Annotated in this window: 19 protein-coding genes, 1 tRNA gene, 1 other RNA gene and 1 pseudogene; 7 read left to right on the top strand and 15 right to left on the bottom strand. The window is 70.4% G+C overall.

Annotated elements, in window-relative coordinates:
• Positions 1–404: 404 nt before the first annotated feature.
• The 3 genes from purD to ffs all read right to left on the bottom strand — a co-directional run bounded on the left by purD (position 405) and on the right by ffs (position 4,235).
• Complete coding sequence (gene purD, locus BFF76_RS27060; protein WP_031097344.1) at positions 405–1,658, bottom strand: phosphoribosylamine--glycine ligase; 1,254 nt, start codon at positions 1,656–1,658, stop codon at positions 405–407.
• 188 nt (positions 1,659–1,846) lie between these two features.
• Positions 1,847–4,060: a DNA polymerase III subunit gamma and tau gene (locus tag BFF76_RS27055; RefSeq protein ID WP_065849247.1), complete on the bottom strand. Its 2,214-nt coding sequence runs from the start codon at positions 4,058–4,060 to the stop codon at positions 1,847–1,849.
• Between the two features lie 80 nt (positions 4,061–4,140).
• An RNA gene (ffs, locus tag BFF76_RS27050) (signal recognition particle sRNA small type) lies at positions 4,141–4,235 on the bottom strand.
• A 133-nt stretch (positions 4,236–4,368) separates the two neighbouring features.
• Here ffs and BFF76_RS27045 point away from each other — a divergent pair.
• From BFF76_RS27045 to BFF76_RS27025, 6 genes are all read left to right on the top strand, one after another.
• Positions 4,369–4,456 (top strand) — tRNA-Ser (locus BFF76_RS27045).
• A gap of 325 nt (positions 4,457–4,781) precedes the next feature.
• A complete protein-coding gene (locus BFF76_RS33110) occupies positions 4,782–5,084 on the top strand; it encodes a hypothetical protein (RefSeq protein WP_065849246.1) in 303 nt (100 codons plus the stop codon).
• Entirely contained in the window at positions 5,012–5,383 is a 372-nt protein-coding gene (locus tag BFF76_RS34840) for a WYL domain-containing protein (RefSeq protein WP_478078036.1), read from the top strand. Before BFF76_RS33110 ends, BFF76_RS34840 begins: the two co-directional genes overlap by 73 nt.
• A 94-nt stretch (positions 5,384–5,477) precedes the next feature.
• Positions 5,478–6,383: a phosphorothioated DNA-binding restriction endonuclease gene (locus BFF76_RS27035; RefSeq protein ID WP_065849245.1), complete on the top strand. Its 906-nt coding sequence runs from the start codon at positions 5,478–5,480 to the stop codon at positions 6,381–6,383.
• 66 nt (positions 6,384–6,449) lie between these two features.
• Entirely contained in the window at positions 6,450–6,728 is a 279-nt protein-coding gene (locus BFF76_RS27030) for a CopG family transcriptional regulator (RefSeq protein WP_031097337.1), read from the top strand.
• A complete protein-coding gene (locus BFF76_RS27025; RefSeq protein ID WP_031097335.1) occupies positions 6,725–7,150 on the top strand; it encodes a PIN domain-containing protein in 426 nt (141 codons plus the stop codon). Before BFF76_RS27030 ends, BFF76_RS27025 begins: the two co-directional genes overlap by 4 nt.
• Positions 7,151–7,496: 346 nt before the next feature.
• Here BFF76_RS27025 and BFF76_RS27020 read toward each other — a convergent pair whose 3' ends face one another.
• From BFF76_RS27020 to BFF76_RS26995, 6 genes and pseudogenes are all read right to left on the bottom strand, one after another.
• Positions 7,497–7,901 (bottom strand): type II toxin-antitoxin system VapC family toxin, encoded by a 405-nt coding sequence (locus BFF76_RS27020; RefSeq protein ID WP_065849249.1) that lies wholly within the window; start codon positions 7,899–7,901, stop codon positions 7,497–7,499.
• Positions 7,898–8,182, bottom strand: a complete 285-nt coding sequence (locus BFF76_RS27015) for a type II toxin-antitoxin system Phd/YefM family antitoxin (protein WP_065849244.1) — start codon at positions 8,180–8,182, stop codon at positions 7,898–7,900. Before BFF76_RS27015 ends, BFF76_RS27020 begins: the two co-directional genes overlap by 4 nt.
• Positions 8,183–8,749: 567 nt before the next feature.
• Complete coding sequence (locus tag BFF76_RS27010) at positions 8,750–10,159, bottom strand: oxygenase MpaB family protein (RefSeq protein ID WP_065849248.1); 1,410 nt, start codon at positions 10,157–10,159, stop codon at positions 8,750–8,752.
• A gap of 125 nt (positions 10,160–10,284) precedes the next feature.
• Entirely contained in the window at positions 10,285–11,148 is an 864-nt protein-coding gene (gene uppS / locus BFF76_RS27005; RefSeq protein ID WP_078958839.1) for a polyprenyl diphosphate synthase, read from the bottom strand.
• A 457-nt stretch (positions 11,149–11,605) separates the two neighbouring features.
• A pseudogene (locus tag BFF76_RS27000) lies at positions 11,606–11,902 on the bottom strand (hypothetical protein); the annotation flags it as partial.
• Positions 11,903–12,094: 192 nt separating this feature from the next.
• Entirely contained in the window at positions 12,095–14,137 is a 2,043-nt protein-coding gene (locus BFF76_RS26995) for a PA14 domain-containing protein (RefSeq protein WP_065849243.1), read from the bottom strand.
• Positions 14,138–14,383: 246 nt separating this feature from the next.
• Here BFF76_RS26995 and BFF76_RS34495 point away from each other — a divergent pair, with 246 nt between their 5' ends.
• Positions 14,384–14,515 (top strand): hypothetical protein, encoded by a 132-nt coding sequence (locus BFF76_RS34495; RefSeq protein ID WP_275935682.1) that lies wholly within the window; start codon positions 14,384–14,386, stop codon positions 14,513–14,515.
• Positions 14,516–14,546: 31 nt separating this feature from the next.
• Here the strand turns inward: BFF76_RS34495 and BFF76_RS26990 are convergent, their stop codons facing one another.
• From BFF76_RS26990 to cobN, 6 genes are all read right to left on the bottom strand, one after another.
• Positions 14,547–17,384, bottom strand: a complete 2,838-nt coding sequence (locus BFF76_RS26990) for a TIR domain-containing protein (protein WP_031097320.1) — start codon at positions 17,382–17,384, stop codon at positions 14,547–14,549.
• A gap of 328 nt (positions 17,385–17,712) precedes the next feature.
• The gene (locus BFF76_RS26985) at positions 17,713–18,123 is read right to left on the bottom strand and encodes a VOC family protein (protein ID WP_031097319.1); all 411 of its coding nucleotides are present in this window, start codon (positions 18,121–18,123) and stop codon (positions 17,713–17,715) included.
• A gap of 5 nt (positions 18,124–18,128) precedes the next feature.
• Positions 18,129–18,578 carry a helix-turn-helix transcriptional regulator gene (locus tag BFF76_RS26980; RefSeq protein ID WP_031097317.1) on the bottom strand — a complete coding sequence of 150 codons (450 nt, stop codon included), beginning with the start codon at positions 18,576–18,578 and terminating at the stop codon, positions 18,129–18,131.
• Between the two features lie 83 nt (positions 18,579–18,661).
• Positions 18,662–19,282 (bottom strand): VOC family protein, encoded by a 621-nt coding sequence (locus tag BFF76_RS26975; RefSeq protein ID WP_031097308.1) that lies wholly within the window; start codon positions 19,280–19,282, stop codon positions 18,662–18,664.
• Between the two features lie 91 nt (positions 19,283–19,373).
• A complete protein-coding gene (locus BFF76_RS26970; RefSeq protein WP_065849242.1) occupies positions 19,374–20,123 on the bottom strand; it encodes an IclR family transcriptional regulator in 750 nt (249 codons plus the stop codon).
• Positions 20,124–20,247: 124 nt separating this feature from the next.
• Positions 20,248–23,191: cobaltochelatase subunit CobN (gene cobN / locus BFF76_RS26965; RefSeq protein ID WP_065849241.1), on the bottom strand; the 2,944-nt coding region annotated here is incomplete at its 5' end.

The raw sequence follows: 23,191 nt of genomic DNA, 5'->3' as shown, positions 1-23,191 counted from the left end.
CAGCAGAGCCACGGCCCTGGCCCGCGCTGCGTGCGCACCCAGCTCCTCAACCGAACCGGTACCGGACACGGCTGGACGTCACCCCCTCTGCCCCCGCGACGGTGTTGGTCACTCCCCCACTGTGGCACCCGTCACCGACATCGCAATGCCGGTGGGCCAAGTGCCGGAACGCCTGTGCCGCACCCTAGTTGGGGCCTCGGCGGGCGTCATCCGGATGGCCGAGCCGTCACCCGATGGAATGGCTTTGGGCAAAGCTGCTGACGAGTCGGCGCCCGGGGGTCCGGTGATACCACGGGCCTCGGCCGGGTGCGCGGACGCGGCCCCGGCGCCCGGTGTGCGGAGCGAGCCCGGACACGCCTGTGCCCGGCACTCCGTTGAGTGCCGGGCACAGGGACGAGGAGGTTTCAGGCCTCTTCGGCGGCCTTGCGGGCGATGTCCGTGCGGTGCTGGGAGCCGTCGAGCCGGATCCGCCCCACCGCTGCGTAGGCACGCTCACGGGCCTGCGCGAGGTCGTTGCCGCTCGCCGTGACGGAGAGCACGCGCCCTCCGGCGCTGACGACCGCTTCGCCGTCCTGCCGGGTGCCGGCGTGCAGGACGAACGCGTGCGGTGCATCCTTCGCCACCACGTCCGCGAGACCCTCGATCGGATCTCCGGTGCGGGGCGTTCCCGGGTAGTTGTGCGAGGCGATGACCACGGTGACCGCCGCGTCCTCGCGCCAGGTCAGCGGGGGCAGGACGTCCAGTGTCCCGTTCGCGGAACCGAGCAGGACACCGGCGAGCGGCGTCTTCAGGCGGGCCAGGACCACCTGGGTCTCCGGGTCGCCGAAGCGGGCGTTGAACTCGATGACCCGCACACCGCGCGAGGTGATCGCGAGGCCCGCGTAGAGCAGCCCGGAGAACGGTGTGCCACGGCGCCGGAGCTCGTCGACGGTCGGCTGCAGAACGGTCTGCATGACCTCGTCGACCAGCTTCGGGTCGGCCCACGGGAGAGGTGAGTACGCGCCCATGCCACCGGTGTTCGGACCCTCGTCGCCGTCCAGGGCGCGCTTGAAGTCCTGGGCGGGCTGGAGCGGCAGCACCGTCACACCGTCGGTGATCGCGAAGAGGCTCACCTCGGGGCCGTCGAGGAACTCCTCGATGACCACACGGTCGCAGGCCAGGGCGTGGGTACGCGCGGCTTCGACGTCGTCCGTGACGACGACGCCCTTGCCGGCCGCGAGGCCGTCGTCCTTCACGACGTACGGAGCGCCGAAGGCGTCCAGGGCCTCGTCGATCTCCGCGGGCGTCGTGCAGACGTAGCTGCGGGCGGTCGGGACGTTGGCACCGGCCATGACGTCCTTGGCGAACGCCTTGGAGCCCTCCAGCCGGGCGGCCTCGCGCGAGGGGCCGAAGCAGGGGATGCCGGCCGCACGCACGGCGTCGGCGACACCGGCGACAAGCGGTGCCTCCGGGCCGACGACCACCAGCTCGGCGCCCAGCTCGGTGGCGAGGCGTGCGACGGCATCGCCGTCGAGTGCGTCGACCGGGTGCAGTTCGGCCACCTCTGCGATTCCGGCGTTGCCGGGGGCGCAGTACAGAGCGGTGACATCGGGGTCGAGGGAGAGAGAGCGGCACAGGGCGTGTTCGCGGGCGCCGCCGCCGATGACGAGGACCTTCACGGGGTGCAGCCTAACCGCCGGGGACCGGGGGCCTCGACGGGCGCCGCTCCGTGGACAGCCCGGGGACGGCCCATGGACAGCCCCGGGCGCGGGTCCGCGGGCCAAGGAGCCTGCCGCTGTACGTTGCCCCGCCACGCGCCGGTCCTCCCGCTACACGTCGGTGCCCCAGCTACGCGTCGGTGCCCCAGCTACTCGTTGGTGAACTCCTCGACGACCGTGGCGCCGAGCTCGCGGACGATCAGGTCGTGTCCGGAGAGCGCGGAGTCGACCAGATCGGGATCGTCCGCCTCAGCGGTGTCGTCCTCGGGTGCGACCGCCCGCGGCGGCTCAGGGGCCGCTCGGTCGTAGGAGGACTGCTCCGGCCGCCCGGGCTGCTGCGGCGGGGACTGCTCGGCCGGCTGGGAAGCCTGCTGGGCGGGTGCGGCCGGCCGGGACTCGTACGACGGCGCCGGCGGAGGCTGGTACGGGGCGGCAGGAGGCCTGCCACCGCCGCCCCCGCCGCCCTGCGGGGGCTGGCCGCCACCACCGCCCGACGGGTCGACGATCGCGTCGACCCGCCACTTGGCGTTGAACTGCTCGGCGAGAGCCTGCTTGAGCACCTCCTCGCTGCCGCTGCTCGAGAAGGTGTCGCGAGCTCCGGCGTTGAGGAAGCCGATCTGCAGGGTGCTGCCGTCGAAACCGGTCACCTGGGCGTTCTGGCTGAGGAGGATCCAGGTGAACCGCCGGCGGTTCTTCACGGCCTCGAGGATGTCCGGCCACATGTTCCGCACCTGGGCGGCGCCCTGCGCCATGTTCTGACCTCCGGGCGCGGGTGCCTGCGCGACAGGGGCCGGGGCCTGGGCAGCCGGTGCTGCTGCCGCGGGGGCCGGAGTGGGCGCCTGAGCCTGCGGTACCCCGCCTCCGGGCGCGGAGGCGGTCGGCCAGCCACCTGGCCGGCGCGCCGCTTCGGCCCCGCCCGCGCCGCTGCCGGCCCCGGCCGGCGCGGGCCAGGCACCAGGACGCTGACCGGCGGGCGCCTGGGCCGGTGGCTGCTGCTGAACGGCGGGCGGGGCCGCGGCCTCGGAGGCCACAGGTCCGGGCCGGGAGATATCTGCGGGGGCACCGCCCGGAGCCTCACCCCGGGCCGCCGCCCTGGCTGCGGCGGGACCTCCGCCGGCTCCGGCGGGCATCGCGACGCCCGCCCCATGGGCTTCCGGCCCCGGTACGTATCCCATGGCGGGGCCGGACCCGGCTGTGGCGAAGGACGCGCCACGCTCCAGCCGGTCAAGCCGGGCCTGCAGCGAACGCTCGTCGTCGAAGGCGGCGGGCAGCAGCACCCGGGCACAGATCAGCTCCACCTGGAGCCGGGGCGAGGTCGCCCCACGCATCTCGGTGAGCCCTTCGTTGACCAGATCGGCGGCCCGGCTCAGCTCCGAGGCGCCGAAAACGGATGCCTGGGCCTGCATGCGCTCCACCACGTCGGCGGGAGCGTCGATCAGCCCCTTGTCCCCGGCGTCCGGCACGGCGGCCAGGATCACCAGGTCACGCAGCCGCTCCAGCAGGTCCGCGACGAAGCGCCTGGGGTCGTTGCCGCCCTCGACCACCCGGTCGACGACCTCGAAGGCCGCGGCCCCGTCGCCCGACGCGAAGGCGTCCACGACGGAGTCCAGCAGGGACCCGTCCGTATAGCCGAGGAGGGAGGTCGCCATGGCGTATGTCACACCGTCGTCGCCGGCGCCGGCCAGCAGCTGGTCCATCACGGACATCGAGTCACGCACGGATCCCGCACCGGCCCGCACCACGAGCGGCAGCACACCGTCCTCGACGGTGCTGTTCTCCTTGCCGCACACCTCCGCGAGGTAGCCACGCAGCGTCCCCGGCGGAACCAGCCGGAAGGGGTAGTGGTGCGTACGCGACCGGATCGTGCCGATGACCTTCTCGGGCTCGGTGGTCGCGAAGATGAACTTGAGATGCTCCGGCGGCTCCTCGACCACCTTCAGCAGGGCGTTGAACCCCGCCGGGGTGACCATGTGCGCCTCGTCGATGATGTAGATCTTGTACCGACTCGACGCCGGCCCGAAGAAGGCCTTTTCCCGCAGGTCACGGGCATCGTCCACACCACCGTGCGACGCGGCGTCGATCTCGATGACATCGATCGAGCCCGGCCCGTTGCGCGCGAGGTCCTGGCAGGACTGGCACTCCCCGCAGGGTGTGGGCGTGGGCCCCTGCTCGCAGTTCAGACAGCGTGCGAGGATGCGCGCGCTGGTCGTCTTTCCACAGCCACGCGGCCCGCTGAACAGGTACGCGTGATTGACCCGGTTGTTCCGCAGGGCCTGCTGCAACGGGTCAGTGACATGCTCCTGACCGATGACCTCGGCGAAGGACTCGGGGCGATAGCGGCGGTAGAGCGCAAGGGACGACACACATACGAGGTTATCGGGGCGCACCGACAACCGGTCCCGCCCCGGACACCGCGCCCGGCGGAACACCACACCCCGGACACGCAAGGGCCCCCCACGCACCCGCCAGAGCCAACCTACCCTTGCTGCCTTCCGGCCCTGGGGGAGTTCAGTCAGATAGCGCCACGTGAGGGGCTGACGCCCACCTTAGCCGATCCCGGCCCCCTGTCGTCCACCCGCTCCCCGTCCCCACACCTCCCGGAGGGCAGTCCGGAACGATCTTTGGGGAACATGTTCGCGAGCACCCTCCAACGTCTTGTATTGTTTGCCGCGGAGGATTCGCCTAGTGGCCTAGGGCGCACGCTTGGAAAGCGTGTTGGGGGCAACCCCTCACGAGTTCGAATCTCGTATCCTCCGCCATTGCTCTCACCGGGCAATACGTCGAAGGGCCCCGCAGCTTGCTGCGGGGCCCTTCGACGTTGCTGGTCTCAGTTCTGGTCTCATTTATTTCCGACATAAGAGACATTCCATTCCGCCGACTTGCCGTCGCCGGGTCGAGTCACAGGACATCGCGCTTCACTTAGAAGCGGGTTTCTGCCGACTCAGGACGCAGGCGTCCCCCCGCGATCCGCCAATCTGGGTCCCAGCGGATCAACTCTGGCCGGTGGCTGAGTGATCTGGAAGTCGACCGGTTTGAGCGGGTCCTGGCAGCTCGCCCGGATGCCGTGTCCCCGCCGGAACCACGATGGCGGCGGCAGCCGCCACGGCGTTCACCACACATGCCGCGTCGGTTCTGGCGACGCGCTCCGCTGCTCCGCCGGTCCTGCTGAAGTCCGGCGGGGTCGGAGCACGTGAGCTGTCCCGGATCAGCAAGGCGGCGCAGTGCGACGACATCGTCGTACGCCTTGTTCTGGAGACGGCGTACGACGCCGGGCTGCTGGCCCAGGACGGCGACCGGGTCGCGGCAACGGACGGATACGACACCTGGGCGGAACGAGAACCAGCGGAGCAGCTCACCGCGCTTCTCCACACCTGGCGGAGCCGCTGACTCCCGGCCCAGGCCCGCGACGGCCGTTCGGCACCGGGGTCCCCTACGGCACGGACACCGAGGAGATCGTCGCCGCGTACGCAAAGAACCTGGCGTACAGCGATGTCCGCCAGCTCGCCCATGCCGTCGACGTCGGCACAGCCATCACGGTCGAGTACGTCGCCGCGTCGGGCAACCGGACCGTACGTATCCTCAGCGAGCTCGTGCTCGACCCGCCCTACTTGTACGCCTGGTGCCGCCTGCGCGACGACCAACGGGTCTTCACCCTCTCCCGCATCCACGGCATCATGCCCGGGTAGCCGGAATCCGCGTCGTGGCTCGGTGTTCGGCCGGTCACTGCGGCCATGCCCCGCCACCAAGCACTGCGACGAGCCGCCATTACGATCGCCGACCATGGACTGGGTCGAGCGCACCGCGCAGTTGAGGCAGTGGACCAGGAGCGGGGCGCGGGCTCCGCACAAGCCGTTGCTGTTCCTGTACGCGCTCAGCCGGTTCCAGCAGGACGCCGACGACGAGCTGCGGTACAGCACGGTGGAGCAGGACCTGCGGCGGCTGCTCGCCGAGTACGGTCCTGGGAACCGGACGACGCCCGCCTATCCCTTCCATCATCTGGTGAGTGACGGCGTGTGGGAGGTGCGCACCGAGCGCGGTCCGGGCAGCCCCGGGACCGGGGTCAGGGAGCTGCGCGCAACCGGCGCCACTGGGCGGCTGACGCCGGAGCTACGGGCGGCGCTGCGGCGGGATCCGCCCCTGCTCGGCCGAATGACACGTGTACTCCTCGATCTGAACTTCCCGCCCTCCCTCCACGGCGAGCTGTGCGAAGCCGTCGGCATGGAACTGGAGGAGGCCGAGACCGGACTGGTCTCGGCCAAGCGCAGGCAGCGGGACCGGCGCATGCGGGAGATGGTCCTGACGGCGTACGAGTACCAGTGCGCCTTCTGCGGGTACGACGGCAGGATCGGCACGGTGCCGGTCGGGCTTGAGGCCGCCCATGTCCGCTGGTGGGCGTTCGACGGACCGGACGACCTCGAAAACGGGCTGTGTCTGTGCTCGCTGCACCACAAGCTGTTCGACAAAGGCGTACTCGGTCTCGGCGAGGGCCGTGGCGAGGCCCACAGCATCCTGGTCTCACAGAGCTTCGTCGGCCGCAGCACCGCCGCCCGCGAGCACGTCATCACGCTCGCCGGCCGTCCGGTCATCGGCCCCCAGTCGGGCGTCCGCCCCATCGCCGCCGCCCATCGTTCCTGGCACACCAGCCAGGTCTTCCAAGGCAGCCCACGTCCCGCCACGACCGCCTGAACGCCGACCTGGCGGTCACGCAAGCACACTGGTACGGGGTGTGATACCAGGAGTATGGTCTCTTGTATGGCCACGAAGAAGGTAACTGTGACGATTCCCGAGGATCTCCTGGCGGAGATCCGCGCGGAGGCGGCAGAACGGGGAATGTCGGCGTACGTCGCCGAGGCGTTGCGCTTCAAGCGCGACCGGGACCGGCTGCGGGAACTGTCCGACTGGCTGCAGGAGGAATACGGCCCCCTCACTGAGGAGGAGCGCACAGCAGCGTTCGAGAAACTGGAGGACCTCGACGCCGAACACGAGCGCCGCCGCGCCGCTGGAAAGCACAACGCCGGAGAGGCCGCGTGAAGAAGCGTGCCACTGAGCACAAGCAGCGGCCGTTGCGCGTCTTCGTGCTCGACTGCGAAGCCCTGTCCCTGGCTGTGCGCGGCGACCGGAGGATGATCGCCTGGCTCGACCTCGCGGCCCGGGGTGAAGCCGAGGTGGTGACGTCTCCGCTGACGCTGGTCGAGGCGTATGACGGCAGAACCACCGAGCAGCGCTGGGACTGGGTGCTCTCCCGGCTCACGGTCGCCGACGTCGGGAAGGAAGAGGCCCGCCAGGCCCGCCGCCTCCTGGCCGACGCCAAGCTGCACGGCCACAAGTACGCGATCGACGCGGTGCTCGCCGTCATCGCGCGACAGCAGAAGGGTCAGGTCACCGTCTTCACCTCGGGCGTGGACGTCCTGGAGAAGCTGGTCCCTGAGTCGATCATCGTCAAAAAAGTTTGACCCGGCTCTCTGGTCTCGGTCTTGGTCTTGGCCTTGGTCTCATTCACCCTCGTCCAGCGCCGTCCATCACCTACCCGCCGCCCCGATCCGTCGCAGGCCAGAACGCTCCTGATCACTTCCGGACCCCCGTACGAACATTTGGAAAGCGTGTTGGGGGCAACCCCTCACGAGGTGCATTGCGCTCCTCGGAGGTGGACCCCGCAGTACGTCGGCCAACACACGCTTGGTGTGGTAGCTCCAGGCGGAGCAGGCCCCCGAGCGGCACCGATCCACTGCGCGGCTCACAGAGTCCAGATCACCGGGACTGTCACTGCGGACGGCGAGCCCTCTCCACCGAGCGGGAAACTCACACCGAGATGACCTCGACGCCCTGATCCAGCCCCTTGAAGTCATCGGCGTTCCGCGTGAAGAGCGGGAGGCCCTGGGCGGCAGCGGTAGCGGCGATCATCAGATCCATGCGCCGGGGACGAGGGTTGCGATTCGCCTTGACCGTGAGGGCGACCAGCGTCCCGAACCGGCGGGCAGCCTCCCGGTCGAAGGGAACGGCTGCGAATTCCGCTTCCACGTCGGCCAGGCGTTGCGCTCGCGCCATCATCTCCGCCGGGTCCTTCGTCATTGCCACGCCCTGCGCCAACTCCGCCAGGACGACCGAGGAGACAGCCGCCTCCACGGGCAGGAGGCTCGAGTCGATCAGGGGCAGATCGATGACGACGCACGTGTCCAAGAGTCCGCGCTGCACTCTGTCTGTCATGTGCGGTCCCACGGATTGCCGTCGCCATCGATATCGATGCGGTCCTCGGAGCCAAAAAATCCGTCCGCTTCCGTACGCATCCGGGCGGCGTCGCTCCGGGGCGCGTGGCGCCACTTCCGCTGGAGTTCCTCCACCGGGACGAAGCGACGCCTACTGCTGAGCGGGCGCACCTCCGCGATCTCGGCGCCGTTTCGGGTGACGTGGTACGTCTCACCCGCCTCCACGTCGTCGAGCACAGCCTTGGAGCGCGCGGCGAGCTCCCGCTGAGTGATGGTCTTCATGGAACCAGCGTATCGCGGCGTAATGCATTGTGCTACGGGGTGGCCGTAGGGACGAGGGCGCCGAAAGCTCACTACCCGACCCGGTCAAGGCCTTACCGAAGGACCGCTTCCCACGAGCACGGCCAAGAGCGCTGCGAGCGGGACCAGGAAGTGGTCCCGCCGACGCCTGGTCTCAGTCCTGGTCTCATTCATCCCCGTCCAGCCCTGTCCGGACCGGGCCACTCCGAACGCCCCGCCTCAGGTCAGGACGGGTACGACCCCCAACGGACCCCCGTACGAACATTTGGAAAGCGTGTTGGGGGCAACCCCTCACGAGTTCGAATCTCGTATCCTCCGCCATTGCTCTCACCGGGCAATACGTCGAAGGCCCCCGCTGCTTGCAGCGGGGGCCTTCGACGTTCAGTGGTTGCGGTTGCGCTCCGGTCGCCCTGGAGTCAGAGCCGCCGTCCTGATGGTGACGCCGGGCAGTACCGCACCGGACCCGCCGCTCCCAGAACCTGCGCGACCGGAACCGTTGCCGGAGAACCGCGCACCTGCGGTGTCGCGGTGATCGGGCTGTCCGAGGTTCTACGCGTCGGCGAGCAGTGGATCGTAGGAGGTCGAACGCTGACGCCCTGACATGAAGGAGAGGAAGTCCCGCACGAATGCGCTTCGGGAGTAACGCCCTTCGGCGTCCACCACGGATCGCCCGAAGCCTCTCCTGAACAGGACGCGGTACTCCTCGGCATCGATGAACTGATCGCCGTCCGCGTCGGTGACACCGAAGAGAACCTCGGCGACTCTGATCAGCGCCGGTCCTGCCAGGGACGGGGCTGCGGCCGCGTACTCCTCCTCGCTCACCCTGCCGTCACCGTCACTGTCCAGAGCCGCCTGAAGTTCCCTCCACCACGCGGCGAACGCGTCGTACAGCCGGGTCTCCTCCGGCTCGTCCAGGTCGAGACGGGAGCAGAGCTCCCGTGCCATGGCGGCGAGATCGGGCCAGTCCAGATAGCCGTCCCCGGTCTGGTCCAGCACCTCGGTGAAGAAGACGCGGGCACTGCGCCGGTTCTCGGTCCCGCCCGTACCGTCCTGCTGGGCCGGTACCGGTGTGATCAGCCGGATGAGCGCGCCGGCCCGTTTCACCCGGGCGCGCAAAGTGGTGAGCGCCTCGGCACAGGGGCCGTCGCCGTCCGGCGACAGCTGGAGCAGACTGACGAAGTTCTCCGTCCGGATCCAGTTGTCGGGAAGGGCGCGGGCCAGGCGGGCGGTCACGTAAGCACCCTGCATCAGGGTCTGGGCACCGGGAACCTCCGGCAGCCCCGCCCGGCGGCGGAAAACCTCGGGAAGGGAGGCAACGGTGATGGTGCCGATGACGGGCCCCGCCAGCGCGCGTCCGGTCGCCCAGACCGTGGGCAGACCTGCGAACAGCGGCGGTGCCGGTAGATGTTCGAAGAGCTTGAACAGGATGATGCGCAGCGCCTCTGTGTTCTGCAGTTCCTCCGCGACCATGCGGTCGTAGTACTTCCAGAACTCGTGCAAGGTGGGCGGGAGGTGGCCCGCCTCGTCCCCCAAGGCGGCGAGGAATGCCTGGAACTCGGCGTAGAGCCGCTCCATGGTGATCTGGTCCAGGGGCTGCCCGCTCAATCGGCACATGGTGACGGAGCTCTCGAAGAGCGTCGCGACCACCCACGCCCGCACCTCGGGGTCCATGGCGTCGTAGGGCCGGTTCCTCGCGTCCGTGCCGCTCAGTCGCGTGTGCAGGCGGTTGAGCCGTGCCGCCTCCCGCTGCCGTGTGTGCTCGTCGGCTCCGAACATGCGCTGCAGGCTCACAAGAGTGTTGCTCAGCCGTCGCCACGGATGCACTACGAAGGAGGAGTTGTCGGCCAGTGCCGCGCCGATCTGCGGGTGGGCGGCTTCCAGCACCGTGGCCCTGACGACGGCCAGCGCCCAGCGGGGATCGTTGAAGAAACGGTGGAACTGCGATCCAGGGCCGAACAGGAATTCGGTCGGCGTTCCGGAGGCCTCCCGGCCGGGATCTCCGGGCGGGCCTGTGGGCTCGGGGTCGTCGTACGGGCCCGTTGCGTCGGGGCCGGTCCGCGTGAAGCGGCTGCTGTCCGTGTCCTTCACCTGTGAGGCTCTCCATTCGCTTGCGGCGTCACGCCGCCGAAGCGGCGGTCGCGGCTTCGGTAGTCGTGCAGGCACTCCAGAAAGTGCGACGCACGGAAATCGGGCCACAGCACCGACGGGAAGATCCACTCGGCGTAGGCCACCTGCCAGAGCATGAAGTTGGAGATGCGCTGTTCGCCGGAGGTACGGATGACGAGGTCCACGTCAGGCGTATCGGGGACGGGCAGATGCGCGGCGAAGCGCGCTTGGTCGACGGCGTCGGCGGACACCCCGGCGCGGATGAGGGACCGCGCCGCGGAGACGATGTCCTGGCGCCCGCCGTGGTCGAACGCCACGGTCAGCGTCATGCCCCGATTGCTCTCGGTAAGTGTCATCAGGTCGGTGAACTCCTGGGCCAGGCGGACGGGGATTCTCGGATCCTCGGCTCCCAGGAATCGGCAGCGGATCCCGCGTGCGTACAGCAGCGGCGCGTGTTTGCGCACCACGCGGCTCACCAGACGCATGAGGAAGTCGATCTCCTCGCCCGGCCGTCGCCAGTTCTCGGTGGAGAAGGCGTACAGGCTGAGCCACTCGACCCCCGCCGACCGCGCCGCCTCGATGACGTCGATCACCGTCGTCTCCGCCGCCCGGTGCCCTGACGTACGTGGCAAGGAGCGCTGCTGCGCCCACCTGCCGTTCCCGTCCATCACGCACGCGACGTGGCGAGGCACCGGGCGCCGCCGCTCCTCCTCACCGGGCGGGCGGCGTGGTTGTACGGGAACCGCCGGTATGGCGGGGCCGGCCGACTGCGTGCCGACGCTGCCGGCCGGCTTACCCGTCGCATGCGCCTGACTGGATGGACCTGCTCCGATGGATGTCATTGAAGCGCCCCCTTCGACTCGCGTCCACAGGCTCCGTCGGAGCCGGGGCCCCGGTTGCGGAGGCAACGGCCACTGGCCGGCGCATCCCCCCTGCTGCTCCTCACCAGCAGAGTGCCGGTGTCCGGCCCACGGCGCATCGTGTTGCCCGCATATTCACCCGTAGCACGTCAGTCGGAGGGCACCGGCGCGTGGGAACGCTCCCCGCCACCCCGGACCGAGTGGGCGGCCTTCCCGCTCCGAGGGCGGTTCCATCGCCGCGAACGAGAACGACGACCCGGTAGTGCCGGCGCCAGGAGCGGGCATCGTCCCGGCGAGCGAAGCAGCCGCTCCACCTGTTCCGAGCGGCACCAGCTGATCACGGGGATGCGCCCTCCTTGAACCCGGCGCCGGACCGGCTCCGGCCCGCTGCGGCGCTCCCTGGGCTGACGAGGTGCACTACGCATGAAGTCCCGATCAACGCTGGCGGCCACTGCCCCTCCTCGGCGAACACCTCGTCGAAGACCCGGCGTGCACGCTCCTGCTCGCGCTCGGAGATCGCCCCCTGACGGCGTTCGTAGTCGGCCAGGTACTCATCCAGGATCTGACCGCGCAGCTCGCGCTCCACCGCTTCGGTGATGAACGCGGAGAACTCACGCTTGCCGACCCGTCGGCGAATCGCCTCCGCCGTCCCCTCGGGAAGGGAGAGACTGACCCTGGTGGCCGGCCCCTCGCCGACGCTGTAACAAGTAGGAATTTGGGGCCCCGGGCGCAGCATCCGCCGAACGCCGCGAGCCACCCATCCGGCACCTCGTGGTCTCAGTTCTGGTCTCATTCGCCTACGTTCAGCCGCGTCCGGACGTCGCTGAACAATCCACTCCGCCCCAGGTCAGGACGCCCCTGCCCCTCCCCGAACCCGCAAACGACCGTCCATCACGACCAGAGGACCCGGCAGGGGGCCCCAGGTCCCTCAGACGCGGTCCTGGAAGACGGTGTGCCAGGGGTACGTCCCCACCACGGCGCCGTCGGCCGTCACGGCCTCCAGGGTGTAGAAGTACGTGTTCCCCTTCGTCGCCGTCGCGTCCTCCCACGTCCGGGCGTCCGCCTGGAGCAGCCCGTCGTGCTGGGGCTCGTACGCCTTGGTCGCCGGGTTCCACCGGCTCACGCGGTAGCCGGTGACCGTGGCGCAGCGGGCCGTGTCGGTGCACTGCCAATCGACGGACGGACGAGTGGCCGTCCGGTTGTGGCCCAGACTGCCGAGGCTCCAGTCCCGGGTGACGGTCACGGACGGCCGGACGTCGAGCTCGGTGGCCTCGACCACGGTGACCTTCGGGTCGCTCGGGTGCAGCGTGTTGCCCCAGTGGTCCTTGGCCATCACCGCGTACACGTGCGTCTCGCCGTCCGGCAGGTTGCCGCAGAGGATCGCGAGCCAGTTGCTCGTGCCTTCCGAGCAGGTGTCGGGGCCGAGCCACTTGACCGTGCCGTCGGCCTGCCGGACGCCCTTCCACACCACGTACTCGTCGATGTCGTCCTCGGGCGAGGCGGCCCAGCTCACCAGCATGCCGTCGTTGCGCGGGGTGACCTTCACGCCGGTGACCGGACCGGGCGCCACGGTGTCGCCGGTGCGGACGACGACCGGCGCGGAGTACGCCGACTCGTTGCCGTACGGGTCCACCGCCGTGACGGCGTACGTCACGTACGTGTTCGCGGGCATGTCCACGTCGTAGCAGTTGCCGCCGTTGCTCGCCTCGTCGCTCTCCTCCGCGACGCAGGTCACCTGGGTGCGCGCGGTCGGGTCGAACGTCTTGCCGGGCGAGCGGTACACGCGGTAGTGCCCGCCGTTGTCCCAGTCCTCGAAGAAACCGTCGGGCTGGCTCCAGTGCACGTTGGTGTAGCCGGGACGGGCGCCGGCGGTGACGCCGGTCGGGGACTTCGGTGGCATCCGGTCGACGCCGTCGCTGGTGACCGTCGCGTACGCCCCCGGGTTGCCGGCTGCGTCGAGGGGCCGGACCCGGTAGTACGTGTTCGTGTTCACGGCGCCGCTGGTCCGGTACGACGTCGTGGTCGTCGTGCCGCGCAGCTCGAACGGTCCGGCAGCCGCGGACGAGGCGTACACCTCGTACTTCGCCGTGTCGGCGACTCCCTGCCAGTTCAGGGTGTCCCACCACCCGTCGCCGGTGGCGACCGTGAGTCCGGTGGGGGCGGCCGGCCCGGTGCGGTCGACGGTCGCCGCCGTCACGTCCGGGCTGCCGGTGGACTCGCGGCCGGCCTTGTCGACGGCGCGGACCTCGTACAGGAAGGTCTGGCCGGTGGCGGGCGGGGCGTCGACGAAGGACCGGGTGGTCAGCAGGGACGTCCCGCTGACCTTGGCCCAGTTGGCGGCGCTCAGCCGGCGGTACACGCGGTACCCGGCGAGGTCCATCTCCTTGTTGGCGGTCCAGCGCAGGGTGGTCTTGGCCGTCGTCCAGTCGTACGCGGCGGTGAGGCCGGTCGGGGCGAGCGGCTTGACCGTGTCGACGGCGGCCTCGGTGCGCGGGGTGTACGTGAGGGCGGCGTTGGCGACGCCGGTCCATGCGACGTAGTCCACGCGGATCGTGTGCTTCCCGGCCGGGATGGTCAGGTCGACGGTCTTGCGGGCGGTGGTGGAGACGTTCTTCCACAGGTCGATCTTCCGCACACCGTCGACGTAGACGCGCATGCCGTCCTGCGTGGCGGCGGAGAGCCGGAATGGGCCGCCGGAGCCGAAGTCACGGGTGAGGGACCAACGGACGGAGAAGTTGTCCTTGGGGAGCGTGACGCCGGCCGGGTCGCCGTACCCGTAGTTCTCGCTGATGGCGGTGTCGCAGGCGGTGAGCTTCGGCGTGCCGCTGAAGGTGGAGTTGCCGAAGTACTGCGCCCTCCAGACGGGAGAGGTGCAGGTGACCGCCGCGGAGGCGGGGGCGGCGGTGATCAGGCCGCCGGTGGTGGCGAGCGCGGCCGTCGCGGCCAGCGCGGACAGCCGGGTACGAGTCATCACAGAGAAAAGGCCCCTCTCGGACCAAGGCGGATCACGTGAAATGTCAGACGCCTGTGTGACTCGTGAGTCGGGGGCAGGGTTGTCCCCGACTCACGCACGTCTGTGCGGGCAACGTCCCGACCGCTCACCCGTAGCGGCGCGGCGTCCAGACGGCACGCCCAGAGCTACGGATCGAAAGGCCGGCAGGCGGGGGTTGCCCTTCAGCGGCTCGTCCGACAGCCGGACGTGTGCCAGGTGGGTGCCATGCTGCTCCGTCTCATTCAGCTCCGTACGTCGGCGTTCACGGCCGGATCACTGGTGAAGACGACGGCACTCCTCTTCGGCCGGAGCCGCAGGGAGACGGGTGCCGTCCTGCCCGACCGTTCCCACGGCTGAGCACGTAAACCAGGACGCTTGGCGAGGCGTCCTAACGGGACGGGCAGGGAGCAGTCACATCGAGATCGCTCAGGTAGCGGTCGTAGTCCTCCTCGGGTAGTGGCTCGGCCACGAGCGAACAGAGCGTCGCCCGCCATTCACTGGCGCCCAGTTGCCGACGGACAAGCGACCCGTCCCCGCCCAGGCTGAGGATCCCTCCGTCGGGAGCCTGGACAACCTCGACGGGCGTGTCGGGCCCGGCCGCACCCTGCGCAGCGAGGCTCCAGGTGCCGAGTGCGTCCCCCGTCGCCGTGTCCCAGAGGCCGATGCCGCTGTCCTCCCCGCTGCCGAATGGCTGGGCCAACAGGCGGGCGTCACGGCTGAAGAACACGCTTGCCAGGCCCTGCCCCGCACCCACGGAGCTGGTGACGACGTGGCCGGTACCGGTGTCGAGGATCGTGAGGCGGCTGTCCGCGTCGACCGTGGCCACCTTCTCTCCCGCATGGCTCACTGCCACACCCAGGAGGCGAGCGGAGGTGCCGGCTGCGGCTGCGGTGCGCGTCTGCCGGAAGCGGCTCTCTTCGGCCGACCATCTCCAGACCACGATGTCGCCGAGGTTCTCGTCGGCGGCGGCCAGGGTCTGCCTGTCTCCGCTCATCCCCAGGAGGCCGTAGTCCCCCTTCTCGCCGACCACCGCGGCGACGTCCCACGTCCGGGTATCAATTTTCAGGATGCCCTCCGACGATTCGCTCACCACATGCACGTTGTCGGCGAGGAAGTACAGGCTCGCCGGGGACAGTCGGGGGGTGCGGTCGTACCGAAGGGTCCAGTCGACCCGGCGTCCCGTCCGCGGGTCCCAGAGCGACAGCGCGCCGTTGTCCTCGTACAGCGCGGCCCGTGTGCCGTTCCGGTTGACGGCGATGGCACCGTCCTGCGCGTTGACCGCTCGGGGGATCTCGCCAAGCCGTCGGAGACCGCCCTCCACGACAAGCCAGAGTTCGGTGCGCTTCTCCTGCCATGACGACCGGTAGGCGAGCCGACCGTCCCGGGTGAACTGGACGCCCTTGGGGATCTTCACGCCGGATGCGGACGCCTTGGGAGCCGAGTAGAGCGAGACGGCGCCGTCGCTCGACGCGGCGGCCACCCACCGTCCGTCTCCGGACGCCGCCACGCTCGTGACGCCCCAAGTGAAGGCGCCGAGGGTGCTCCCGCGGCGTAGTGCAGCGTCGTAGAGGACGACGGCGTTGCCGTGCGAGCCGACGACCACGTCGGGATTGTCCGCCGGCAGCGCCGCGTTGGGGACGGGGCCCGTGGCGGCCCGGACGAGCCGTCTGCCTGCCACGAGGTCCCAGAGTTCACTGGTGCCCTTCTGCTCGTACGAGCCGACCAAGGCACGCCGCGGGTTGCCCTCGGCCGCGTGGAGAACCGCGTCCTCGGTCGTGAGACCGGGAATCGCGGCCCCTTTGCCCCATCGCCTCGATGTCAGGTCGTAGATGCGGGTGGAGCGGGCCGCCGCGTCGACGGCGACGAGGCGTTCGTCTTCGTCCTGGAAGACCAGTGACACGTGCTCGCTCTCCGCGGCACCCTGGAACAGGGGTTTACCCGTCCGCGTATCCCAGATCCCCAGCAGGAGTTCCTGCCGCGCCGGTGCGGGCGCGTAGTAGGTGGCGGCGGTCCAGCGGCCGTCCCCGGACAGCGCGAAGGAGCGCAGCCGCTTTCCCGCCTCGGCGAGGTCCTCGCCCCGGCTGGCCCTGATCGTGCGTAGCAGTCGCGCCTGCCGGACGTCCCAGATCTCGATCCTGTTGTACGCGGCCTCCAGTGCCAGGGTGCGGCCGTCCCGGCTGAGCAGGGGCGCGCTGCCGTTCTGCGCCAGACCCCCGTTGGTCGGCAGGGAGCGCATCTCCCGGTCCGCCCGGATGTCGTAGAGGTGCACCAGCCGGTCGCCCAGGTCCGAGTAGTAGGCGAGTGTGCCGCCGTCACGGCTCATCGCCACGTGGCTCTGCGGAGCCGTAGCCGCTCCTCGAAAGTCCGCCAGTTCGTCCTTTCCGCCCTGGAAATGCCGCACGACGCTCCCGTTCGCCTCCACCGCCTGTGCCAGCGCCTGCGCCGACTCGCCCGTGGGTTCGACCTGTTCCGCGTACAGCGCGAACTGGGCCGCCTTGCGGGGGTCCGTATCCGCGAGTTCGAGGGAGCGGGCGGCCAGGGCCTGGGATGCGGAGACGCGGGCCCGGGCAAGGGCTTCGCCGCGCTGCTCCCACGCGAAGCCTCCAGCCGCGAGGGAGGTGAAGAGCAGCAGGGCCAGTCCGGTGATCGCACCGCGTCTCAGCCGCGTGGCAATGCGGCGCTCCTGTATGTCCCGGCTGTCGAGTTCGTCCTTGGTACGGCCGTGCATCGGGGCAGCGAGGGTGGCAACGGCGTCCCGGAAGTCCGCCTGGCGCAGCGAGAAATGACCCAGCTCGCGGATCTGGGTCAGGTCGACCCACAGGGGCTCGGTCGGGAACCGACCTCGGAGGACGGACGGCAGGGCATCGGTACGGTCCCAATCGAAGTCGCTGCGCTCGACGTCCCAGGCGACGGTCCCATCGCTGACCGCGATCAGAAAGCGATCCGGAGGCCGGTTGTCCAGCCAGAACTCGATCTCCTTCCGCACCCAGCGCGATTCCGCCGCCAGCGGAGAAGCGAGATAGATGAAGTACCGGCTCCCCTCCAGCTCCGCAAGAATCGACGACCACAGGTCGTGGTTGGCGGAGAGGCTGGTGGTGTCCCGAAAGACGTTGAGCACGGGCCGTCTGGTCCAGGGGCGGGCCAGTGCGTGCAATCCTCGCTGCAGCGCCTGCGCGAGATCCTTGTCGCGCTTGTGGCTGTACGAAATGAATCCGTCGCGCCCCATGTTCCCCCACACCTCTGCTGATGGTTCGCCACCTCGCACTGTGGCACGGTGGGTTGTTCCACGGGGAGGGTTCAGGCCATGCGTCTGCGGCTCGGGCGTCGCAGGAGTGGTCACCGGCGGCTCGCCCTCCCGCAGGTCAAGTGGCATCCGCTGCTGACGGCACAGAAGCTCAGAGGGAAGATCACGTCGGCCCGGCTGCCCACGAGCGACGATGGCGGCGTTGCCCCAGCTCCCGGGCACGGGGAACCGGGGGATCTCGCGGTTCTGGCGGCAGATCCACCCTCAGCGCATGTGCGAGGTCAGATGCGGACCCGCCCTCCAAGAGGAGTCAGCGCAGTTCCCGGATACGGATCTGGTTGCCCGCGGGGTCGCGGAAGGCGCAGTCGCGCACGCCGTACGGCTGCTCGGTCGGCTCCTGGATGACATCGGTGTCGCCGGCCTGCAGCCTCTCGAAGGTCCCGTCGAGGTCGTTCGTGGCCAGGAGGATCCAGCCGTAGGTGCCCTTGGCCATCATCTCGACGACGGTGCGGCGCTCGTCCTCGGTGATGCCCGGGTCGGCGGCCGGCGGCGCAAGGAGGATGGAGGTGCCGGGCACGCCGACGGGACCGACGGTGATCCAGCGCATCCTGCCGGTTCCGACGTCGCTGCGGACCTCGAAGCCCAGGGTGTCGCGGTAGAAGGCCAGCGAGGCGTCCGGGTCGTCGTGCGGGAGGACGGTCGTGTGAATGGTGATGTCCATGGCCGTCACGCTAGCGGCGGTTCGGTGGCGCGCGCTTCTCGATTCCTGACCGGTCTGGTCACCTGCTTCGCCACGCAGGGCGGCACTCCGGCCGCTCCGCTCGCCGCCCGGCGCCGATAGGTGCTGGGCGGCATGCCGACCAGTTCCGTGAAGCGCGTACTGAAGGTGCCCAGCGACGAGCAGCCGACCTCGAAGCAGACCTCGGTGACGCTCAGATCGCCACGCCGCAGAAGAGCCATCGCGCGCTCGATCCGCCGCGTCATCAGATAGCCGTACGGCGACTCGCCGTAGGCCAGCCGGAACTGGCGGCTGAGGTGCCCGGCCGACATGTTCACGCCCCGGGCGAGCGCCTCGACGTCCAGCGGCCGCGCGTACTCCCGGTCCATCCGGTCACGGACGCGGCGCAGCAGCGCCAGGTCGCGCAGATGCTGCGCCTCGGTGGGTCTGCTCGTCACGTGCGCGATCGTGCCACGCCGGCCCGGAGTTGCCCAGCGCGTTCGGCCCGGCAGGCATACGCGCCGGGACGGCAGGGCGCGCCTCAGCCCGGTGCCTGTGCCTTCTCCCACTCGAAGCCGTCCGGGTCGGTGAAGGGCCCGCCGTCGCTGTCGATCACGATCCGGTGCGATCCGGTGCCCTCGGGCGGGACCCCGGCGTCCTTGGCCAGGGCGCGGCGGCCGTAGAGCGCCAGCGCGACGGGGCTCGACGGCATGTCGAACTCGACGTACTTACGCCCGAAGCTCTTTCCCACGACGAGGCCCCGGTCGACGTAGAACCGCTTGCTCGCGAGCACGTCCTCGACTCCGAGCAGGAGCACGAAGCGGTCGATCTCCCGGGTCGCGGGGCCCTTGTCCTTCTTCGCCGAGGTGGCGATCTTCCAGAGCGTCCCGTCGGGAGCCCGTACGACACCGCCGTAGCCCCAGAACGACTTCGTGACCGGCTTCACCGGCGAGGCACCGGCTTCGAGTGCGGCCTCGACGAGGGCGTTGACGGTGGACGGCTGGGAGACCGTGAGGGACAGGGTGAAGCCGCGGAAGCCGGTGGTCGGCGCCTGTGAGGCCCGAACGCGCAACTGGGTGCCGAGACCGAACGCTGCTGCGTGGAAGCTCTCGGCGGCGACGGGGTCGGCCACCTCGAGGGTGACGGATGCGAGTGAGGTCATGGAACGAAGCTATGGTCCTCTCGCGCGGCGCGCTTCTCGATTCCTGACCGGTCCGGCGGGCCGGCGCCGCACCCGGCGCCCTGCGCCGCCCTCAGGGATCGAGGGTGAGGCCCCTGCTCACACGGTCCGCGGACGCCAGCAGGCTTTCCCTGACGTAGCGGGTGCGGTACATCCTGTCCGCGCGGAAGGAGACCCCGAGCGAGCCGAGCTTCCCGCCGTTGTAGACGGGCACCGCGATGCACGTCGTGCCGAGGTCGTACTCCTCCCGGTCCATCACCACCGGGGTGCGCATCGATGATTCGAGCTGCTGGAGCAGCTCGTCGCGGTGCGTGATCGTACGAGGTGTGAGGTCGGCCAGGGCGTGCCGTGCCAGGTAGTCGCGGCGTGCCTCGTCGTCCAGCTCGCGCAGCACGGCCTTGCCGAGAGCCGTGGCGTGCCCTGCCTGCTCGAAGCCCACCCAGAGGTCGACCCTGGGTGTCTGCGGACCGTCGACGATCTCGGCGACCCGGATCTCGCCCTCCTCGTAGAAGGTGAGGTAGGCGGCTGCGGACAGGTCGTCCCGCAGTGCCGCGAGGGCCGGACGCACGAGATCGACCGCGCCTTGCCCGGAGTTCCCGTCGTGCGGCGTGCCGCTCAGGACCAGGCCGCCGTCGTCGAGCACGCGGAGGTACCCGTCCTCCGTCAGCGCCCGCACCGTCTCCAGGGCGGCTTCCAGGGGCAGCCCCGCCTCGCGCGCCAGCTGCGCCGCAGGTGCGCCGCCCTCGTGAGCCGCCGCGGCTTCCAGCAGGCGGAAAGCATGCTGGACAGCGGTCATGGGCGTGTGGTCCGCCGGATCACCCATGCACCCAGCCTGAACCCTGGACGAGGAAGCGGCAAGGCAGGACCGGGGGGCACCGGCCGGGGACGTCTCCGGACGGTGCCCCCCGGTCCTGCCCCTTGGTCCTGCCCCTTGGTCCTGCCCCGCCTCAGTCCTCGCCCTCCAGGTCGCCTTCCGTCTCCAGGAAGACCTTGCGCAGCGCGTCGAGGACCGCCGGGTCGGGCTTCGCCCACATGCCCCGGGACTCGGCCTCCAGGAGGCGTTCCGCGATGCCGTGGAGGGCCCAGGGGTTGGCCTGCTGGAGGAATTCGCGGTTCGCCGGGTCCAGGACGTACGTCTCGGTGAGCTTGTCGTACATCCAGTCCGCGACCACGCCCGTCGTCGCGTCGTACCCGAAGAGGTAGTCCACCGTCGCGGCGAGCTCGAAGGCGCCCTTGTAACCGTGGCGGCGCATCGCCTCGATCCACTTCGGGTTGACCACCCGGGCACGGAAGACCCGGGAGGTCTCCTCGACCAGGGTGCGGGTGCGGACCGTCTCGGGGCGGGTCGAGTCGCCGATGTACGCCTCGGGGGCGGTGCCCTTCAGCGCGCGTACGGTCGCGACCATGCCGCCGTGGTACTGGAAGTAGTCGTCCGAGTCCGCGATGTCGTGCTCACGGGTGTCGGTGTTCTTCGCCGCCACCGCGATGCGCTTGTACGCGGTCTCCATCTCGTCCCGGGCCGGGCGCCCGTCGAGCTCACGGCCGTAGGCGTAGCCGCCCCACACCGTGTAGACCTCGGCGAGGTCGGCGTCGGTGCGCCAGTCGCGGGAGTCGATGAGCTGGAGCAGACCGGCACCGTACGTCCCCGGCCGGGAGCCGAAGATCCGGGTGGTGGCGCGCCGCTCGTCACCGTGTTCGGCCAGGTCGGCCTGGGTGTGGGCGCGTACGAAGTTCTGCTCGGCCGGCTCGTCCAGGGAGGCCGCCAGCCGTACGGCGTCGTCGAGGAGGCCGATGGTGTGCGGGAACGCGTCGCGGAAGAAGCCGGAGATGCGCAGTGTGACGTCGATGCGCGGGCGGCCCAGTTCCTCGTGCGGGATCGGCTCCAGGCCCGTGACGCGGCGGGAGGCGTCGTCCCAGACGGGGCGTACGCCGAGCAGGGCGAACGCCTCGGCGATGTCGTCGCCCGCGGTGCGCATCGCGCTGGTGCCCCACAGGGACAGGCCGACGGAGGTGGGCCAGTCGCCGTTGTCCGCGCGGTAGCGCTCCAGGAGCGAGTCGGCGAGGGCCTGGCCGGTCTCCCAGGCGAGGCGGGAGGGGACCGCCTTCGGGTCGACTGAGTAGAAGTTGCGGCCGGTCGGCAGGACGTTGACCAGGCCGCGCAGCGGCGAACCGGACGGGCCGGCGGGGACGAAGCCGCCGTTCAGCGCGTGGACCGCGTGGTCGAGCTCGTCGGTCGTCGCGGCGAGGCGGGGCACGACCTCGCGGGCGGCGAAGTCGAGGATGTCGGCGACGGCCTGCGGGTGTCCCGCTGCCACACCGGCGACGGCGCCCGGGTCCCAGTCCGCGTCGTCCATGGCCTGGACGAGGGCCCGCGCCTGCTCCTCGGTCGCGTCGGCGGCGGTCCGGGTGGCCGCCGACTCGTCCAGACCGAGCGCCTCGCGCAGGCCGGGCAGCGAGGCCGTACCGCCCCAGATCTGGCGGGCACGCAGGACGGCGAGGACCAGGTTGACGCGGTCCTTGCCGGCCGGTGCACCACCCAGGACGTGCAGTCCGTCGCGGATCTGGACGTCCTTGATCTCACAGAGCCAGCCGTCGAGATGCATGATGAACTCGTCGAAGCCCTCGTCCTCGGGCCGGTCCTCCAGGCCCAGGTCGTGGTCGAGTCTGGCCGCCTGGATCAGTGTCCAGATCTGGGCGCGGACCGCCGGGAGCTTGGCCGGGTCCATCGCGGCGATCTGGGCGTGCTCGTCCAGGAGCTGCTCGAGGCGGGCGATGTCGCCGTAGCTGTCGGCGCGAGCCATCGGCGGTACGAGGTGGTCCACCAGGGTGGCGTGCACCCGGCGCTTGGCCTGGGTGCCCTCGCCGGGGTCGTTGACAAGGAACGGGTAGACCAGCGGCAGGTCGCCCAGAGCGGCGTCGGGGCCGCAGGCGGCGGAGAGACCGGCGTTCTTGCCGGGCAGCCACTCCAGGTTGCCGTGCTTGCCGAGGTGGATCATCGCGTCGGCGCCGAAGCCGTTGTCGTCGGCGGACGCGGCGATCCAGCGGTACGCGGCCAGGTAGTGGTGCGAGGGCGGGAGATCGGGGTCGTGGTAGATCGCGATCGGGTTCTCGCCGAAGCCGCGCGGCGGCTGGATGAGGATCAGGAGGTTCCCGCGGCGCAGGGCGGCGAGCACGATGTCGCCCTCGGGGTTGCGGGACCGGTCGAGGAACATCTCGCCGGGCGCCGGGCCCCAGTGCTCCTCCACGGACGCGCGGAGTTCGGCGGGCAGCGTGGCGAACCAGCGGCGGTAGTCGGCGGCCGGGATCCGGACCGGATTGCGGGCCAGCTGCTCCTCGGTGAGCCACTCCTGGTCGTGGCCGCCGGCCTCGATGAGCGCGTAGATCAGCTCGTCGCCGTCGCCGGAGACCAGACCCGGGATCTCTTCCTCGGGACCGAAGTCGTAACCCTCGGCCCGCAGCCTGCGCAGCAGGGCGACGGCGCTGGCGGGGGTGTCGAGACCGACCGCGTTGCCGATGCGGGAGTGCTTGGTCGGGTAGGCGGACAGGACGAGCGCGATCCGCTTCTCGGCGGCCGGGATGTGGCGGAGCCTGGCGTGCCGTACGGCGATTCCGGCGACCCGGGCCGCGCGCTCGGTGTCGGCCACGTACGCCGGCAGACCGTCCTCGTCGATCTCCTTGAAGGAGAACGGCACGGTGATCAGACGCCCGTCGAACTCCGGCACCGCGATCTGGGTGGCCGCGTCCAGCGGGGAGACGCCCTCGTCGTTCTCCTCCCAGGCCGCGCGGGGGCTGGTGAGGCAGAGAGCCTGGAGGACCGGGACGTCGAGGCCGGTGAGGGCGCCCGCGTCCCAGGACTCGTCGTCGCCGCCGGCCGACGCGGTGGCGGGCTTG

It is taken from the genome of Streptomyces mutomycini, assembly GCF_001700505.1.
Taxonomy (GTDB): Bacteria; Actinomycetota; Actinomycetes; order Streptomycetales; family Streptomycetaceae; genus Streptomyces; species Streptomyces mutomycini.
Note: the sequence above shows the minus strand (reverse complement) of the source record. Positions and strands in the feature narration are given on the sequence as shown.

Coding starts and splice junctions, on each gene's coding strand:
- BFF76_RS33110 (WP_065849246.1), top strand. CDS start 4,782: ATGGCGGCGGCAGCCGCCACGGCGTTCACCACACATGCCGCGTCGGTT.
- BFF76_RS27035 (WP_065849245.1), top strand. CDS start 5,478: ATGGACTGGGTCGAGCGCACCGCGCAGTTGAGGCAGTGGACCAGGAGC.
- BFF76_RS27030 (WP_031097337.1), top strand. CDS start 6,450: ATGGCCACGAAGAAGGTAACTGTGACGATTCCCGAGGATCTCCTGGCG.
- BFF76_RS27020 (WP_065849249.1), bottom strand. CDS start 7,901: ATGACAGACAGAGTGCAGCGCGGACTCTTGGACACGTGCGTCGTCATC.
- BFF76_RS27015 (WP_065849244.1), bottom strand. CDS start 8,182: ATGAAGACCATCACTCAGCGGGAGCTCGCCGCGCGCTCCAAGGCTGTG.
- uppS (WP_078958839.1), bottom strand. CDS start 11,148: ATGACATCCATCGGAGCAGGTCCATCCAGTCAGGCGCATGCGACGGGT.
- BFF76_RS26995 (WP_065849243.1), bottom strand. CDS start 14,137: ATGACTCGTACCCGGCTGTCCGCGCTGGCCGCGACGGCCGCGCTCGCC.
- BFF76_RS34495 (WP_275935682.1), top strand. CDS start 14,384: ATGCTGCTCCGTCTCATTCAGCTCCGTACGTCGGCGTTCACGGCCGGA.
- BFF76_RS26990 (WP_031097320.1), bottom strand. CDS start 17,384: ATGGGGCGCGACGGATTCATTTCGTACAGCCACAAGCGCGACAAGGAT.
- BFF76_RS26985 (WP_031097319.1), bottom strand. CDS start 18,123: ATGGACATCACCATTCACACGACCGTCCTCCCGCACGACGACCCGGAC.
- BFF76_RS26975 (WP_031097308.1), bottom strand. CDS start 19,282: ATGACCTCACTCGCATCCGTCACCCTCGAGGTGGCCGACCCCGTCGCC.
- BFF76_RS26970 (WP_065849242.1), bottom strand. CDS start 20,123: ATGGGTGATCCGGCGGACCACACGCCCATGACCGCTGTCCAGCATGCT.